This is a genomic window from Motiliproteus sediminis (assembly GCF_017912535.1).
Taxonomy (GTDB): Bacteria; Pseudomonadota; Gammaproteobacteria; order Pseudomonadales; family Balneatricaceae; genus Motiliproteus; species Motiliproteus sediminis.
Map to the genome: position 1 here is coordinate 111664 of NZ_JAERQK010000007.1, position 16996 is coordinate 128659.

The 16996-nt window shown below is 58.2% G+C and carries 15 protein-coding genes; 7 read left to right on the forward strand and 8 right to left on the reverse strand.

The window, feature by feature from the left end; genetic code table 11:
- Window positions 1-823 precede the first annotated feature (823 nt).
- Together JJQ76_RS13005 and JJQ76_RS13010 are read right to left on the reverse strand one after the other, a co-directional pair.
- Complete coding sequence (locus JJQ76_RS13005) at window positions 824-1477, reverse strand: TorF family putative porin (RefSeq protein ID WP_210397289.1); 654 nt, start codon at window positions 1475-1477, stop codon at window positions 824-826.
- A 257-nt stretch (window positions 1478-1734) separates the two neighbouring features.
- Window positions 1735-2295: a Tll0287-like domain-containing protein gene (locus JJQ76_RS13010; protein WP_210397290.1), complete on the reverse strand. Its 561-nt coding sequence runs from the start codon at window positions 2293-2295 to the stop codon at window positions 1735-1737.
- A 161-nt stretch (window positions 2296-2456) separates the two neighbouring features.
- Here JJQ76_RS13010 and JJQ76_RS13015 point away from each other — a divergent pair, with 161 nt between their 5' ends.
- Both JJQ76_RS13015 and JJQ76_RS13020 read left to right on the forward strand, forming a co-directional pair.
- Window positions 2457-3101 (forward strand): hypothetical protein, encoded by a 645-nt coding sequence (locus tag JJQ76_RS13015; protein ID WP_210397291.1) that lies wholly within the window; start codon window positions 2457-2459, stop codon window positions 3099-3101.
- Window positions 3102-4406, forward strand: coding sequence for a phage exclusion protein Lit family protein (locus tag JJQ76_RS13020; RefSeq protein WP_210397292.1), 1305 nt, complete (start codon window positions 3102-3104; stop codon window positions 4404-4406).
- A gap of 48 nt (window positions 4407-4454) precedes the next feature.
- Here JJQ76_RS13020 and uvrD read toward each other — a convergent pair whose 3' ends face one another.
- From uvrD to JJQ76_RS13035, 3 genes are all read right to left on the reverse strand, one after another.
- Window positions 4455-6647: a DNA helicase II gene (gene uvrD / locus JJQ76_RS13025; protein ID WP_210397293.1), complete on the reverse strand. Its 2193-nt coding sequence runs from the start codon at window positions 6645-6647 to the stop codon at window positions 4455-4457.
- A gap of 63 nt (window positions 6648-6710) precedes the next feature.
- Entirely contained in the window at window positions 6711-7676 is a 966-nt protein-coding gene (locus tag JJQ76_RS13030) for a homoserine kinase (protein WP_210397294.1), read from the reverse strand.
- 3 nt (window positions 7677-7679) lie between these two features.
- Window positions 7680-7964, reverse strand: a complete 285-nt coding sequence (locus JJQ76_RS13035) for a DUF2782 domain-containing protein (protein WP_210397295.1) — start codon at window positions 7962-7964, stop codon at window positions 7680-7682.
- Between the two features lie 137 nt (window positions 7965-8101).
- Between JJQ76_RS13035 and polA the strand changes: the two genes are divergently transcribed.
- Window positions 8102-10840: a DNA polymerase I gene (gene polA, locus JJQ76_RS13040; protein ID WP_210397296.1), complete on the forward strand. Its 2739-nt coding sequence runs from the start codon at window positions 8102-8104 to the stop codon at window positions 10838-10840.
- Between the two features lie 225 nt (window positions 10841-11065).
- Here polA and JJQ76_RS13045 read toward each other — a convergent pair whose 3' ends face one another.
- The gene (locus JJQ76_RS13045) at window positions 11066-11278 is read right to left on the reverse strand and encodes a hypothetical protein (protein ID WP_210397297.1); all 213 of its coding nucleotides are present in this window, start codon (window positions 11276-11278) and stop codon (window positions 11066-11068) included.
- A complete protein-coding gene (gene yihA, locus JJQ76_RS13050; RefSeq protein WP_210397298.1) occupies window positions 11275-11934 on the reverse strand; it encodes a ribosome biogenesis GTP-binding protein YihA/YsxC in 660 nt (219 codons plus the stop codon). Before yihA ends, JJQ76_RS13045 begins: the two co-directional genes overlap by 4 nt.
- 209 nt (window positions 11935-12143) lie before the next feature.
- On the opposite strand from yihA, the gene JJQ76_RS13055 reads away from it, so the two are divergent.
- Together JJQ76_RS13055 and JJQ76_RS13060 are read left to right on the forward strand one after the other, a co-directional pair.
- Window positions 12144-12746, forward strand: coding sequence for a c-type cytochrome (locus JJQ76_RS13055; RefSeq protein WP_210397299.1), 603 nt, complete (start codon window positions 12144-12146; stop codon window positions 12744-12746).
- A gap of 125 nt (window positions 12747-12871) precedes the next feature.
- Entirely contained in the window at window positions 12872-14125 is a 1254-nt protein-coding gene (locus tag JJQ76_RS13060; protein ID WP_210397300.1) for a hypothetical protein, read from the forward strand.
- Between the two features lie 6 nt (window positions 14126-14131).
- Here the strand turns inward: JJQ76_RS13060 and JJQ76_RS13065 are convergent, their stop codons facing one another.
- Window positions 14132-14533 carry a bacteriohemerythrin gene (locus JJQ76_RS13065; protein WP_210397301.1) on the reverse strand — a complete coding sequence of 134 codons (402 nt, stop codon included), beginning with the start codon at window positions 14531-14533 and terminating at the stop codon, window positions 14132-14134.
- Between the two features lie 189 nt (window positions 14534-14722).
- On the opposite strand from JJQ76_RS13065, the gene JJQ76_RS13070 reads away from it, so the two are divergent.
- Together JJQ76_RS13070 and JJQ76_RS13075 are read left to right on the forward strand one after the other, a co-directional pair.
- A complete protein-coding gene (locus JJQ76_RS13070) occupies window positions 14723-15316 on the forward strand; it encodes a hypothetical protein (RefSeq protein ID WP_210397302.1) in 594 nt (197 codons plus the stop codon).
- A 503-nt stretch (window positions 15317-15819) separates the two neighbouring features.
- On the forward strand, window positions 15820-16929 hold the full coding sequence (locus JJQ76_RS13075; RefSeq protein ID WP_210397303.1) for an acyltransferase family protein: 1110 nt from the start codon (window positions 15820-15822) through the stop codon (window positions 16927-16929).
- Window positions 16930-16996 lie beyond the last annotated feature (67 nt).

The window sequence follows — 16996 nt, forward strand, 5'->3', positions numbered from 1 at the left end:
GTGATAGCCGTTTACGGCGCGGAGCGGACATCTGAGATTGCTTCTATAAACGGTGTTTCAATCTCCTTCCACTGCAATCAGATAGTCTTTGTTCCGCCCACCCGGGCGGGTCACTTTTTGTCCGTCGTGACAAAAAGTAACCAAAAAACACTCGCCCACAAAAGCCGCCCTACGGGACCTGCGCGCTGAACGCCCTTGAGGGGCACAACAGAATGGCCGTCCCTGGCCATACTGTTGCGGCGGCGGCCATCCGGGCCTTGCCCCTGCGGGCTGAAACCCTCAAGGGCATTCAGTGCTCGTCGTCTTTCGAAGGGCCGGGGGTGCCAGCCGCTCTCAGGGTGCCGTTATCTATATGCTTTTCTGGCTTGAGTAAGAATGCGGTAACCCGGCTGCGACTTAACCCCTTTGGAGCCGACGAGCACGGCGACGGGGATTCGATCAGGCCCGCGCAAAGCGCGGGGCGAGGCATGGACGCCGAGCCGGATTGCGGCACAGGCAGGTGCCGTCCGATCCGCCAGAATCACCGTTGCCGCGCGCAGTGGACCCGTTGGGCGGCGGAACCAGGGGAACATAAGGCACAAGTAGTTCTTTCTTCCCCTGTTCTTTGGAACGTTTGCCAAAGAATAGGGCCGCCCGGGTGGGCGGAAGAGAGGCTTTCAATCAGCGCAGATAAATAGCTTAAAATCCATACTGACCGGCCCTGAACTAAAGACCGCTTCGCGCCGTTTCCTGTCCTCACAATCCGTTAATTTACCGTTGGTACGTTGAAGAAATAAAAAAGCCCGCCGGTTGGCGGGCTAACGATCACTGAAGGGGACAGTGATTACATGGACTTGGAGATAGTGAACACAACTCCGTCATCGTCGGCAGCATCGTTATCGCTATCCAGGTCGTAGTAAGACAGCTCGAAGCCTACACCCTGATATTCGCGGGAAACGGCGATTTTCCAATCAACGTTGTCGGAGTCAGGCGTGTCGATGTCGTAGTAACCGGCGCTGACGGCCAGACCGATCTGCATCGGCAGTTCGGCTTCGTAAGAGGCGGAGTAGTAGGTGGCGTCGATAGTATCGTTACCGCCGTACTCGTCAGTGAAGGCGACGCCAACAGAGGCGCCCATGTAGCTGACGCTACCGTAGTACTCGGTCCAGTTGATAGAACCTTCACTCGGGTACATGTAGCGGATGGCGCCAACGTCGATGCCGACGCCGCTGATTTCGGTGGCGTAGCCGCCGTAGAGGTCGAACTCCATGCTGGAGGTTGAACCGAAGTCGATGTTGGAGCCCCAGACACCAACATAGGCGCCACTCTCATGGCCGTAGTCGAAACCGCCGGAAACCGCAGCTTCGCCATCGGTCTGGGTCATGCCGCGCCAGATATAGTCGGTGGACATGGCAACGTTGGCAGAAACCTCTGCCTGGGCTGATGTCGCACTCAGGGCCAGAACGCATGAACTCAGAACAAGACTCAGTTTTTTCATAAAGATAGCTCCTCAAAGCGAAGTAAACCCTCCACCGTGGTGAAGGAGATTGGCTGATGAATGCTTATCAGGAACTGTGCCAATTATTAAAACTGTAATAAAAACATAACACTGTGTGTTGGTATGCGGGGTTGGCTGGTTGCCGCTGTATTGTGCGGCGCACCATTTTGCTGCCTGTCAGGCACTGTTATGGCGCAAAGTTATGATTTAAAGGCGGTAAAAGAGGCGGCGGAGCGGACGCCCGCCGCCGGGAGAGATTACATAACGCGACGGATACTGAAGGCTCCACGGAGTTCGCCGGCTTTGAATCCGCGTGCTTTATCCTCCGGGTAGAGGCCGTCGATCTTGTCCGCCACTTTGGGATCGAGTTGGTCGCCGTGGCAGCCCAGGCACTGGGTCTGGGTCGGAATCGCCTGCAGCATCCGGAACACCTTGCGGCCTTCCTCTTCGACGATTTCGCTATGGGTCATCCCTTTCAGTGGTTCGCCCGCCTGCTGACGTTCGAGAAAGCGTTGCAGGACCTGCGCTTCCCAGGCATCGGGCTGGTTCTCCGGGTTGCGCACGCGCAGCGCAGTGCGGCTGATCTCCAGCCCCTGCTCCTGGCTGATCTGTTCGGTCAACGGGAGAGCCCGGGTGTTGCAGGCATGAATCGCCTGTACCGGCCCGCCTTCTTGCATCGCGCTTTTCATTTCGGTTTGCAGCCGTCCGGCCAGCGCCTGGACCGCTTGCCGGGCTTCGGACTGCAACAGGGGCGCGGGAGAGGCCCAGCTGAGCGATGAGGCGAGTGCACCAAAAAGGAGAGGCAAAATAGGTTTCATAGCGATTCCCTGCGATTACGGTTCGGGTCCTATTATTAGGCAGATCTAATTGATTGGCAACGCCCGTGGCTGGAGGAGCCCCACCGGGCTGCAGCTGGTCGCGCTTGTCGCCAACCTCTTCTATGCTCGAAGAATCGTTCGCGTCCATCGGGAGGCGGGTTATGGAACTGCTTGACGGTCATGCACTGCTCCTTTGGCGCGCGCTGGAGCGCCTGCTGGCGCTGTTGGTTGCCGCGGGCTGCATCTATCTGGGTTATCGGCTGTTCTGGTCGGTCCGTGAGTTCAAGGCCGATGGTGAAGGGAAGCTGGAGCTGCCCGGCGGTATTTCTCTTTATGTTACCCGGGTAGGCCCCGGCGTTTTTTTTGCCCTCTTTGGTACGGCCATCGTCGCCCTCAGCGTCACCCGGCCGCTGATGATCACTGACCCTAACACCGCTGCGGCACCCGCTTCCGGGGAAACGCCTTCGGCACGCCGTATCTCCTATATGGCGGCGTCGCTGGACCAGGCTGGGTTTGATCAGCAGCGGGCGGCGTTGCGGCGTCATCTGCGCGCGCTGGAACCGCTGGAGCAACATCTGGAGAGCATCGTGGCGGGCAAGCCGGTTGAGGCGCTGCCGGCGCCAGCGGCGCAGCAGGTATTGGTAGCGCTTCCCCAGACCCGCCTGGCGCTGCTGCGGCAGCATTGGCACCAAGCAGCCTGGGGAGATCCGGTCGTGTTTGAGCGCTGGTTGCGCGAAGGGGATCCTGCGCAGCCGCCGGCAGCGCTGGCTGAGCCGGCGCGCTGGTACCTGGGGCAGGTGGACTAGATGCGCAAGGGCCTGCGGCTGGGCGTGCTGGGGCTGTGGTTGCTGAGCGCGCCGCTGTGGGCGTCCAGTTGGTATGACGATGACCTGCTGCGCTACTGGCAGGGGCGGTACGCAGCCAATCTGCAATGGAACTTTGATAACCTGGTGATCGGCTCACTGACCCGCAGTGAACGCCATCAGCTCGGCGCGGTGCGGCTGGATACGCCGTTGCGCGCTGCGGGGGAGCTGGCGCAAGACCCGCTGCTGTTTTATGCCCACAACGGGCGTGTAGTGATGCCGGTGCAGTCGGTCAAGTTCTTTGACGACCTCTCGCTGGCCTGGGCCTATGCCTGGGCCAATCAGTTGCCCCTCGATAATGTTACCGACTACATGGCGATGCTGAAGTACCGGCAAGCGCCGCCGGAGGGCTGGCCCGCGCCCTTGGTCGCGCTGGGCGTGCCAGAGCAGGCCTGGAAGCAGGATCCGCGGGTGGACGACGTGTCGCAGAAAATTTTGAAGTCGGCGCTGGTATGGATCATGGCTCACGAGGTGGCGCACCTGCTCTATCGCCATCCTGGTTATGGACCGGGAGTATCGCCGGCCGAGGCCCAGGCCAATGAGGCCGCGGCGGATCAGTTCGCCAATGAGATCATGCGTCGCATCGGGGTGGCTCCTGGCGGCATGGCCAACTTTTTCATGTTGTTGGCTCACTGGTCTCCCAGCCGTGGCGATTTTGACAGTGATGAGGCGTGGCAGCGGTTCTTGGCCGAGCGGGCGACCCATCCCCTGACCGCAGCGCGCATTCGCGCGATAGCTGCCGACCTGATGGCGGACCCGGAGGCGTTCAGTGTCGAGGAGGCCGACCGGGAGCGGGGTGCCGCCAACGTGCGCTTTATTGGCCAGCAGCTAAACCAGATCGCCGACATCCTGGGCGACACCGGTGTTCAGCGCGCCATTGCGGCCCGGGCCAAGGCACCGGCGCGGCTCAGCTATCAGCCCGGTAACCGGCCGGTGGCCGCTGACGGCGATTTTGGCGGTTTGTTTCGCGGCCAGTTTATCCACTATCTGCCGGGTGGTGAGCAGGAATCGCTGGCGTTGACGGTGGAGCTGCAGCAGCGTGGCAAGTTGGTCCGGGGGCGGTTCGACTTCGGTCTTGGCAGCGGCGAGATCGAGGGCCGTGTGATCGACCGGGAGCTGGTGTTTCAGTGGGTTTGGGCGGAGGCCTATGGCCAGGGGCGGCTGGTGGCGAGTGATGCTGGGCTCACCGGGCTGCTCGGCTATGAAGAGCGTGATCGCGGCGCCGGTGAGTGGCACTTGCAGCGCTAACGGCCTGTCGGTTTTCCACAGTGGATGAGTGCCAAGTCAGACTCTCTGCTAGAGCGCTTCCAGCTTGGCGTAACCCATCACCAGCCACTTGCTGCCTTCGTTGTCGAAGTTCACCTGCACCCGCGCGTTGTCACCCTGCCCCTCGTAGTTCAATACCAAACCGTCACCAAACACCGGATGGCGTACCCGCTGCCCCAGGGTGAGGCCGGTCTGGGGGATCTCGCTACCGCTGAACAGGGATGAGGTGCTTGCCCGGTTGCCGAAGCTGGCCGGCATCTTGTATTGGCTCTTGAGGCGCACCTCCTGCAGCAGCTCAGCGGGAATTTCGCGGATAAAGCGCGACGGGCTGTTATAGGTGTCCTGGCCATGCAGGCGGCGTGATTCGGCGTAGGTAAGATAAAGCCGCTCCATGGCGCGGGTGATGCCGACGTAGCAGAGGCGGCGCTCCTCTTCGAGCCGGCCCGGTTCTTCCAGCGACATCTTGTGGGGGAACAGTCCCTCTTCAACCCCGGCCAGAAACACCAGCGGGAACTCCAGCCCCTTGGCCGAGTGCAGAGTCATCAACTGGACGCTGTCTTCGAATTCGTCGGCCTGGGCGTCACCTGCATCCAGTGCGGCTTGGTCAATAAAGGCCGCGAGTTCGGGGATATCTTCTGATTCCGGCTGTTTCTCCCACTGCTGGGCGAACTGGCGCGCAGCGCTGACCAGTTCCTGCAGGTTTTCGATCCGCGTCTGGGCTTTCTCTTTACCCTCTTTAAGGTGGTGTTCTACCAATCCACAGTGGCGAATCACATGCTCGGTCTGCTCGTGTAGTGGCAAGCCCTCGGTCTCATCATCTAGGCGGTTGATCAGCTCGACGAAGCCCAGGAGGGCGTTGGCGGCGCGGGTGGGCAGCAGTTTGAGACCGACCACCTCGTTGGCCGCCTGCCACAGGTTGAGGCCCTGATCGCGGGCGTGCTGGCGCAGAATTTCGACTGTGCGCGGGCCGACGGCACGGGCGGGGACGTTGATCACCCGCTCCATCGCGGTATCGTCCAGGCGGTTGTGTACCAAGCGCAGATAGGCCAGTGCGTTTTTGATCTCCAGCCGTTCGTAGAAACGTTGACCACCATAGATGCGGTAAGGCGTGCCGGCGCGGATCAGCGCTTCTTCCAGCACCCGTGATTGGGCGTTGGAGCGATAGAGAATGGCGCTGCTGGCGCGAGGGTTGCCGTCATCGACCCAGCTGTTGATGGTGTCGACGATAAAGCGCGCTTCATCCTGTTCATTGAAGCCGGCATAGAGCGAGATCGGCTCGCCCTCGTTGCCTTGGGTCCACAGCTCTTTACCCAGCCGCCCCTGATTGTTGGCGATCAAGGCGTTGGCGGCGCCGAGAATGGTGCCGGTGGAGCGATAGTTCTGCTCCAGTCGCACGGTCTGTACGTCCGGGTAGTCGCGGCTGAACTGCTGGATGTTCTCGATCTTGGCGCCGCGCCAGCCGTAGATCGACTGGTCGTCGTCGCCGACCACCATCAGCTTACCCTGCTGGCCGGCCAACACCCGCAGCCAGGCATACTGGATGCTGTTGGTGTCCTGGAATTCGTCCACCAGGATATGCTGAAAACGTTGTTGGTAATGTTCCAGCAATGCCGGCTGGTTGAGCCATAGTTCGTGGGCGCGCAGCAGCAGTTCGCCGAAGTCCACCAGGCTGCCCTGTTCGCAGGCCTGCTCGTAGCTGTGGTAGAAATCGACCATCACCCGCTGGTGCGGGTTGACGCCGGCATGGACGTGACGGGCACGCAGGCCTTCGTCTTTCTGGCTGTTGATAAACCATTGCAGCTGGCGTGGCTGCCAGCGGCTGTCGTCGAGGTTCTGCTCCTTCATCAGCCGCTTGATCAGCCGTAACTGGTCGTCGCTATCGAGAATCTGGAAGCTTTCCTGCAACCCTGCATCCTGCCAGTGACTGCGCAGCAGCCGGTGGGCGAGGCCGTGAAAGGTGCCGATCCACATACCGAACGGATTGATACCGAGCATCTCCTCGATCCGTCCGCGCATCTCCTTGGCCGCCTTGTTGGTGAAGGTGACCGCCAGAATACCGCTGGGATGCACCTGCTCCGCCTGCATCAGCCAGGCGATCCGGTGCACCAGCACCCGGGTCTTGCCCGAGCCGGCACCCGCGAGCACCAGCAGATGGCCGGGGGGGGCCGCTACCGCGTCGCGTTGGGCCTGATTGAGCGGATCAAGAATCGGGGAAACATCCATAGCTAAAGCGAACCTGATGCTGGTGATCGACAGGTGCGAGAGTATATCAGACCGGACTGCCGCTCAGGGCAGCTGGGCGGGGTTGGCGATCCGCTGCAGCAGCACTTGTCGCAACGGCTCCGGATCTTTGACCACCTGGTCGCCCTCATAGCCGGTCGCTTCCAGGCCATGCAGGCTGATCAGGCGTGACAACCAGAAGCGCATGGCGGCGGTGCGCAGCAGTATCGGCCAGGCGCGACGTTCATCGTCGGTGTAGGGGCGGATTGCGGCGTAGTTGTCAAGCAGGGCGGCGCTGCGCTGCGGGTCCAGGCTGCCGTCGCTGCGGCTGCACCAGTCGTTGGTGACGATGGCCAGATCGTAGAGCAGATAGCCGGTACAGGCGTTGTAGAGATCGATGATGCCGCTCAGCTGGTCGCCGTCGAACAGGGCGTTGTCGGCAAACAGGTCGCCGTGAATAACCCCAGCAGGCAGATTGCCGGGATCGGCGCGCAGCGCGTCGAACAGCGCCACCTCCTGCTTCAGCAGCGCGGCGTCATAGCTGCTCAGTACGGACGCAACCCGGCTGGATTCCCGCCGCCACCAGAACACGCCGCGGTGAGCCTGGCGGGTCATAAAAAAATCCTGTCCGGCGAGGTGGAAGCGCGCCAGCGCGGTGCCGATCTGGCCGCAGTGTTCGACCCTCGGGGCCTCCATCGGCTTGCCGCGAAAGCGCGGTAGCAGCAGCGCCGGGCGATTGGCCAGGGTTTTTAGGGCGATGCCGTAACGGTCCTTGAACGGTGCCGGTACCGGCACGCCGCGTTCGGCCAGATAGGCGGTCAGCTCGACAAAAAAGGGCATCTCGTCGTACGGCAGTTCTTCGAACAGGGTCAGCACGAACTGACGCCGCTGGCCTTGCTGGTCGAGGTCGACGAAGTAGTTGGTGTTCTCGATCCCGCCGTCAATGCCCTGATATCCGACCAGGCGGCCAAGGTCAAAGTCGGCCAGAAAGTCGTTAAGTGCAGCGTCACTCAGCCGGGTATAAACCGCCATCAGTTACCACCTGAACAGTATCCATTTGGGAATCAGCAGCTGGGAACGGTCAAGACGGATATAGCCCTCGCCCCCTTCTGCGGGGACGAGATAGTACGGTTTGCCGATTTTGGGTACAACCTTGATCTCGATGATCTGGCCGTTGATCCGGTACTCGTGCAGCACCTCGCCGCTATCACCGGGGCGTATGGTGACTTCGGCATCCTTGGGGTTGGCTGGGTCTGCCGCCAGCAGCGGCAAGGGGGCCAGCGCGAGGAGCGTAAGCAGCAGAGCGTGAATGGCCTTCATGATCGGTCCTTTGATAAGAGGGGTGTAGAGTCATTCTAAACCGCAGTCGGCGGGTTCGATAGCGCCGGCTCCGGTGCCGCTGGATAAATGGCGCTGTTTCTTTATCATGGAGCGCAAATCTTCCTTGGATGGTGCCCATGACCAGCAACGCTACTTCGTCTCCCCTGATACTCGTCGACGGCTCCTCATACCTGTACCGCGCCTTTTTTGCCTCCCAGCAGGCCGACATGCGCACCGACGCCGGTTTTCCCACCGGGGCGATTCGGGTCGTCACCAGCATGCTGCGCAGTCTGATCAAGTTGTATCCCGAGAGTCCGGTGGTGGTGGTGTTCGACGCCAAGGGTAAAACCTTCCGCGATGATATCTACCCCGAGTACAAGGCCCAGCGCCCCTCAATGCCGGATGACCTGCGTCTGCAAATCGAGCCGATTCACGCCATCGTGCGCGCCATGGGGTTGCCGCTGCTGGCGGTTGAAGGGGTCGAGGCCGACGACGTTATCGGCACCCTGGCGCGCCAGGCCAGCGCGGCCGGGCTCGACACCATCATCTCCACCGGTGACAAGGATATGGCACAACTGGTGGACCAGCATGTGATGGTGATGGATACCATGAAGAACGTCACCCTTGATCGTGCCGGGGTGATCGACAAGTTTGGAATTCCGCCGGAGCTGATCATCGACTATCTGGCGTTGATGGGCGACAAGGTGGACAACATTCCGGGCGTGCCCGGTGTCGGTGAAAAAACGGCGTTGGCGCTGCTGCAGGGGATTGGCGGAATCGATGCGCTCTATGCCAATCTCGACCAGATCGCCACGCTCGATTTTCGGGGTGCCAAGTCGATGGCGAAAAAGCTGGAGGACAATCGGGCCAATGCAGAACTCTCCTACACCCTGGCGACCATCAAAACCGATGTTGAGCTGGCACTGGCGCCGACCGATTTCCCCAAGCCTGCGCCGAATAACGACGCCCTGCTGGAACTCTTTAGTGAATACCAGTTCCGTACTTGGGTAGCGGAGCTGCAGGGCAGCGCGCCCGATCCGGTTGCCAGCACACCTGCGGCCCCGGCAGATCTGGACTATCAGGTCATTACCGGGCAGGCAGAGCTGGATCGTTGGCTAGAACGGCTGACCAACGCGCCGCTGTTTGCGTTCGATACGGAAACCACCAGCCTTGATTACATGGAAGCAGAAATAGTTGGTGTTTCCTTCGCGCTGGAGCCGGGTGAAGCCGCCTATGTGCCGCTGGCGCACGATTACGTCGGAGCACCGCCACAGCTGGACCGCAACCGGGTGCTGGCCCAGCTCAAGCCGCTGCTGGAGGATCCATCCCGTCTCAAGGTGGGGCAGCATCTCAAGTACGACATGAATGTGCTGGCGAACTACGATATCGCCCTGCGCGGCGTCGGCTATGACACCATGCTTGAATCCTACGTGCTCAACTCCACCGCCAGCCGTCACGATATGGACAGCCTGGCCGCTCACTATCTGGGCGTCGAGACCACCCACTTTGAAGATATCGCCGGCAAGGGCAAAAAGCAGCTGAGCTTCAACCAGATTGCGCTGGAGCAGGCGGCCCCTTATGCCGCAGAGGATGCGGATATCACCCTGCGGTTGCACCATTGTCTCAATGACAAACTGGCTGCAGAGCCGCGGTTGCAGGCGCTGCACGATGAACTCGAAAAACCGCTGCTGTCGGTACTCTCGATGATGGAGCGCCAAGGCGCGCTGGTGGACCCCAAACGTCTTGGCGAGCAGAGCCAGCAGTTGGAGAAACGGCTGGCTGAACTGGAGCTGGAAGCCCATGAGGTGGCGGGCAAACCGTTCAATCTGGGTTCGCCCAAGCAGTTGCAGGAGATTCTGTTTGAAGAGCAGAAACTGCCGGTGGTGAAGAAAACTCCCAAGGGGGCGCCCTCTACCGCCGAGGAGGTACTGGTGGAGCTGGCGCTGGACTATCCGTTGCCCAAACTGATTCTGGAACACCGCAGCCTCAGCAAGCTCAAGTCGACCTACACCGACAAGCTGCCGCAGATGATCAACCCGCGTACGGGCCGTATTCACACCTCTTATCATCAGGCGGTGACCGCCACCGGGCGCCTCTCCTCTACCGATCCGAACCTGCAGAACATACCCATCCGTACCGCCGAAGGACGGCGGGTGCGGCAGGCCTTTGTCGCGCCGGAGGGCTACCGGCTGGTGGCCGCGGATTACTCCCAGATTGAGCTGCGGATCATGGCGCATCTGTCCGGTGATGAGGGTCTGCTAGAGGCTTTTGCCGCCGGTGAGGATATTCATAAAGCCACCGCCGCGGAGGTGTTCAAAACACCTCTGGCCGAGGTGAGCACCGAACAGCGCCGCAGCGCCAAGGCGATCAACTTCGGCCTGATCTACGGCATGTCGGCCTTTGGGCTGGCCAAGCAGCTGGGTATCGCCCGTAAAGACGCGGCGCGTTATATCGACCACTATTTCGAGACCTACCCCGGCGTGCAGTGCTACATGGACACTATTCGCGAACAGGCCCGTGAGCAGGGCTATGTTGAAACCCTGCGCGGGCGCCGACTCTATCTGCCGGAGATCAACACTCGCAATGCGATGCGACGCCAGGCTGCGGAACGCACCGCCATCAACGCGCCAATGCAGGGAACGGCGGCCGATATCATCAAACAGGCGATGCTCAATGTGGCGCAATGGATGGCGGCGGAGCCCTGTGGTGCACGCATGATCATGCAGGTGCATGACGAACTGGTGTTTGAGGTGCCGGACGATCAGGTGGATTCGTTCAAGGCCCGGCTAGTCGAGGTGATGGCCGGTGCGGCCAAGCTCGACGTGCCGTTGCTGGTGGAAGCCGGGGTCGGTGCCAACTGGGATGAAGCGCACTAGGTGAGCAAAGGGCGAACAAAAAATCACCAGTGGGTGAACTTTTACTGGCGAGCCCAGTCAACCGTTTGAGGGCTCGTCATTCTCGAATGGTTTGCCATCCCATGGGCTCTCAATAATGATACAAACCGACATTAGGCCCTAACCTCGCCCCCCTTCCGATGCTAGGGTCTTTTTTTGGCCGCAGTGCGTGCAGGATGCCCGCGCTGCGGTTTTCCTTCTGCTCCGTTAACCGCCAAAGATATCCCGCAACTCCGCCTTATAGTAACGACCGAACGAACAGTCGACTACGTCCAGTTCGGGCAGAATCTCGGCGAGTTTGCCGCTGGCTTCCTTGGCCAGCGAACGCTCGCACTGGCCGGCATCTTGCCAGGCATTCCAGGCCAGCGGTGCCTGAAACAGCACCAATGCGACAAGCAGTGCGCCAACCAGCCACTTCATTGCTCCGACTCCGCAGATGAGCCCTCTTCGGCTTCGATCGCCAGGCCTTCCTGCAGCCAGCTCGACAGGCGTTGCTGTAGCTGATCGACACCGCTGCGCTTCAGTGCGGAGAAGGTCTGCACCGTGACCATGTCACCCAGCTCCGCAGTCAGCTGCTTGCGGAGTTGCAGCAGCGTGCTCTGCGCCGGCCCCTTCTTCAGTTTGTCCGCTTTGGTCAGCAGCACGTGCAGCGGCATCTGGGCCTGACGGCACCACTCGACCATCATCTGGTCGAACTCCTTCATCGGATGGCGGATGTCGCTGACCAGAACCAGCCCGCGCAGGCACTGACGGTTCTGCAGGTAGTTGTCGAGGTGACGCTGCCACTGCTGTTTCATCGCCACCGGCACCTTGGCGTAGCCGTATCCGGGTAGGTCCACTAAGCGGGCATTATCCAGGTTGAGGGTAAAAAAGTTGATCAGCTGGGTGCGCCCCGGGGTCTTGGAGATCCGGGCCAGCTTGGAGTTCTGGGTCAGAGTGTTGATGGCGCTCGATTTGCCCGCGTTGGAGCGACCGGCAAAGGCGACTTCGGCGCCGCGATCATCGGGACACTGATCCAGACGACTGGCACTGGTAAGAAATTGGGCACTGTGAAAATTGACGGGTGTATCCGACATAAACTTTGGTCTGCTTTGGTGCGGTGCGGAAGGGTTTCGTTCCCGTTACGGAACGGATTGGTATATAATGCCCGAAATTTTGCCCAGTGGACAGCGATCGGGCTGGCCTCGCCGGGGCGACGGCGCGCGAGAAAAACGGCGTGATTCGGACCGAATCACCGGTGTGCCGGTACTCGATTTTATCTTTAAACCTTGGATTGGATTGGTCGATGAACAAACTACTTATTAGCCTGTTAGTTTCCTTTGGTATCTCTGGTTTTGCCTTCGCCGAAGGCGATGCGGCAGCGGGTCAGGACAAAGCGGCAGTGTGCTTCGGCTGTCACGGTGCTGACGGCAACAGCACTGCGCCTACCTTCCCCAAGCTGGCGGGTCAGAGTGCCGGTTACATTGTTAAGCAGCTGTCGGACATCAAGGGCGGCGTGCGTCAAAGCCCTCTGATGATGGGCTTTGCTGCCGGCCTTTCCGATCAGGATATGCAGGATCTGGCTGCGTTTTTCTCCGGCCTGGACGTTAAAGCGGGCGAAACCGATCCGGCTAAGGCCGAGCTGGGTAAAGAGATCTACGTATCCGGTCTGCAGGACAAAGGTGTTGCAGCATGCGCAGCATGTCACGGCCCGGCGGGAGAGGGTAATGCCCTGGCTAACTTCCCTGCACTGAAAGGCCAATACGCGGCTTACGTTGACTCCCAGTTGAAAGCTTTTGCCAGCGGTGCGCGTGCCAACGATCCGAACGGTATGATGCGCGACCTGGCCAAGAAGCTGAGCGATGCTGAGATGGCCGCCGTGGCCAGCTACATTGAAGGCCTGAAGTAAGCGCTTCTATTCCCTGAATATCAGCAAGGGGCAGCGTTCGCTGCCCCTTTTTTGTTGCCTCTCTCGTTATGCCCGTCAACAAAGCCTCCGCTTTATCTGCTGCTGCCTCTGGCCTGGCCGGGGTTATGCTGCTGCTGGCGATTCTCTGTTCCCTGCTGGTGGGAGTCGGATTGCCGGTGTCACCTTTTTGGCCGGGGGTGCTGTTCTGGATCGCCGGGGGCGTGCTTTTTGCGCGCCTGTCGCTGATTCAGCGCAGCCAGACTCTGGTTATGTTCGGTTTGGGTGGGCTGGCCGCTGTGGCTGGTTTGGTTCGTGATGCTGATCCGGCGCTGCTCTGGCGTGCCCTGTACGCTAACCAGAGCCTGATCGCGATGTTGGGAGCGGTAGCCTTTCTGCGTTTGGTGACTCGCGTTGATGCTGAGGTCAGGCCGCTGCCGCGGGGGCGCCCCGCCCTCTGGCGAACGCTGCTGGGGGTGCACCTCTTTGGCGCGGTAATCAATATGTCGGCACTGGTGATCGTTGGTGATCGTCTGGCGCGACGTGGGCGTCTAAACCGGTTGCAAGCGCAGTTGCTGTCCCGCGGATTCAGCCTGGCGGCGCACTGGTCGCCGTTTTTTGTCGCCATGGGGGTGGCGTTGACCCAAGCGCCCGGCAGCCGTCTGGCTACACTGTCACTGGTTGGCTTGGTCCCGGCGGGTCTGGGTTTGCTGATTGCCGGGTGGGGATTGTCCAGGCAGCGCGGTGCTGAGCGTCTGCGCGGTTATCCGGTCGCGTTTGGCGCGCTTTGGGTGCCGTTGCTGTTGGCAGCAGGCGTGCTGGTGTTGCGTTACCCCTGGCCTGATATCAGTGTGATTACGCTGGTGTCTCTGCTCAGTTTGCTGGTGACTGTGGTGCTGTTGTTCTGGCGGTTGGGGCTGGCTGCATGGGCTACGCTGCGCCAGCAGATTGTGGTGGAGCTGCCGCGCATGGCTGGCGAACTGGTGCTGTTTCTCTCCGCTGGCGTGCTGAGCGTGGGTATTGCGGTGCTTGTCGACGGCTGGCAGCTGCAGCTGGATATGATCCGGTTTGATGCTCCGGCGGCAGCGATGTTGCTATGGCTAATGGTGGGGCTGGCGGTGCTCGGGGTACATCCGTTGATCAGTATTGCCACGGCCAGCGGGTTGCTGGGCCCCGTTCCTGATCCCAACCTGCTGGCGCTGGTTTTCCTGATGGCCTGGGCGCTGGGCGTGGCAGCGTCGCCGCTGTCGGGGATGCATATGGCGCTGCAGGGGCGCTACGGCATCCCTGCGCATCGTTTTGTCGGCTGGAACGGGCGCTATATCCTGGCGATGTTGCTGCTCGATAGCGCAGTGCTGTTTGGTTATCAGGCGCTGTTCTAACCCGGGCTACCAAGCTTCCATCAGCTCGCGCAGCTTCATGTCTTCACTCAGAATATGATCGGATAGCCAGTTCTTGACCAGACTCAGCAGCTCGTAAAGCAGCACCGGCTGACCATCAGCGAAGTCTGCCGCCAGAGCGCTGACTTCAGTGATAAGGCGGCGGTGTTCGCGGCGGTGTGTGATGATGTGGCGGCAGCCCAGGCGCTCCATCAGGGCCTCTTCCTCGGCAAAATGGTAGCGGGTATACGCCACCAGTTCCCGCAGGGCTGGAGCCACCACCTCGTGGCCAAGCCCGGCACTGAAGGCTTCGGCAATCATATTGTACAGCTCGAACAGCTTGGCGTGCTGCTGGTCGATTACCGGGTGTCCGATTTCGTACTCTTGGGACCAAGTCAGTTCGAAGTTCACGCGTGCATCCATGGGATTGATCTAATGTCAATTTGTGGTCGGGCTACGTTAGTTGTAATACGCTCGACAAACATTGATATGTGGCAAGTTTTGATCGCTTTGTATCAAGGGTGAAGGCTGATGCGCGTTCAGTGGGGGTTCATTTTGCCTGGATAGGCTAGCAGCATTCTTTTAAAAGGGTGCCTGGCTATGCGCAGATTCGCTTCATTGATATCGCTGATGGTGCTGCCGATCGTCGCTCAAGCAGAGGGGGTTTATCTCTACGGTGCTGTGGGCGGGGCTGAATATGGTTTTTCCCAGAATGATGCTCATGCTATTGCCCAGTCGCTGGTTGAAGCAGGTGCTCGGTCGGCGAGTGTTTATCAGGAAGCTGCTGCAGGGATGTTCAAACTGGGTATTGGTGTGCCGATTACGCGTTTCTTCGCGGTGGAGGGCGGGTACACTGATCTGGGGAGCTTGCACCTCAGCGGCATGACCACCGGGCCGGCATCTGCGTTCGATGCCAAGCAGGCCACGTCCGGCTATGAGCTGGCACTGATCGGTATCCATTCTTTGAGCTCTGCAACCTCCTTTTTTGCGCGAGTGGGTGCTTACGCCTGGGAAACGGCGGTGGATGCTCGTATCTCGGATGGGCTGGCGGTGGTTGATGCGCGCAGGGCTGTCGACGGTGCTGATCTGACGTTTGGGTTCGGCCTGCAATATGCGGATTGGCGGTTGGAGTATCAGCGCTACTCGCTAGACCGGCTGGACGTCGATACTTTCCAGATCGGCTACCGTTTTTAACTTAGTATGCGTATGGATTCGGCGGCGTGCTTGCCGTAAAAAGTGCCAGAAACAACAAAGGCCTGCGGTTAATCGCAAGCCTTTGAAGTAAGTGGTGCCCGGACGCGGAATCGAACCACGGACACGAGGATTTTCAATTTTTGTTGGGAATCTGAGCACTTAGATAATTCAATCACTTGTGGTGCTTGCCATTCCCTTACGGCGTAGCAAACGCACGGAAAGCCTTACCAATGAGACTCGAGGTGTCACAGTTGCGGCACAATAATATTTGGCTCTGGCCCCAAGGCAGACTGTCACGAGCTTCCGTTGCAGCATTTCTTAACGTAGGAGTCAACGCCAGGTGTTTGCCCTGCTCGAATCAACCTTGTTTGCAGATACTTTTAGCGATCTGATAGTCTCGCTTGAACAAGCCTTAGGCGCTACCTAGTCTTTTTAGTGTTGCATTCGTGTGTAAAATTAATTGTTGGAATCCTTATTTTAATTGATTTGAGACAAGCCTATATATGACTGAATTGATTTCTGTTAGCAGAGATAATCACTTTAATTTCCTTAGGCTGTTGTTCGCCTTACAGGTTTTGATCTTGCACGCTCAGCATTGGATGAATCTTCCAATAGGCGATTTTTTGTATAAAATTCTATCAATTTTCCCAGGGGTTCCTCTTTTTTTTGTGGTCTCAGGATTCTTGGTTTCGGATTCGTATTTTAAGTCTTCAAGCATAAAAGAGTTCTTCTTCAAAAGAGGGCTTAGAATATACCCTGCTTTGGCTGTTAATATTATAATTTTAGAGCTGGCGATGCTGTTTGGTGGAAATTTTTACGGAATTGATATTTCTGTTTATGAATACACTGCGTATTTAGTTACATATATTGCTTCTGCCTCTAGTGGTATTGCTAGTTCGTTAATAGGATCTAGTTATTTAGCGATATATAATCAGTCGGCTTTTTTTTCCGACTATCCAAGTGGAGTTCTGTGGACTCTAACTGTAGAGCTGACATTTTATCTATCCGTGCCGTTATTTTTATGGAAAAGAAATATTGTCGCCACAAAGATAATACTTTTCATCTTGTTTTTTGTTTCTATTGTAATCTCATCAATTTCATATGGAGGTTTCTATGATAAATCCATTCTTCATAAATTGCTTGGCATATCAGTCCTTCCTTACTTATGGATGTTTATAATTGGAATCTATGTTAGATTGGAATGGAAAAGTATTTTAGAAAAGGTTAGAAATAGGGCGCATATTTACTTTGCCTGTTATGTTTTTTTTGGCCTGTTTTTTTATGATTATCTTGGTAATTACAAGAGTGATCTTGGCTTTTTTACAGTTTTACAGACACTGCTTATGGCCAGTGTTGTATTTAGCTGTGCATATAGCTTTACCCATATCAGAATTCTAAGGAAAGCAGATTTGTCCTATGCGACATATTTGTATCACATGCTTGTGGTTCATACGCTTATTGGCTTGGGTTATGGAAGTGGTGCTGAGAATTATTATGTTATAGTAGCTATCACTCTTGCGATAGCCTTCACTTCTTGGTGCTACATTGAGAAGCCAGCTTTGGCACTAAAAATAAGTTACGGGGCATTGAGGGAAGTACAGAGGAGTAGATAACGGGTTTAAGTTAATGAATCTGTAAACAATCCTCTAAGACTTAGTAGCATTTAGTTATCTAAGCACT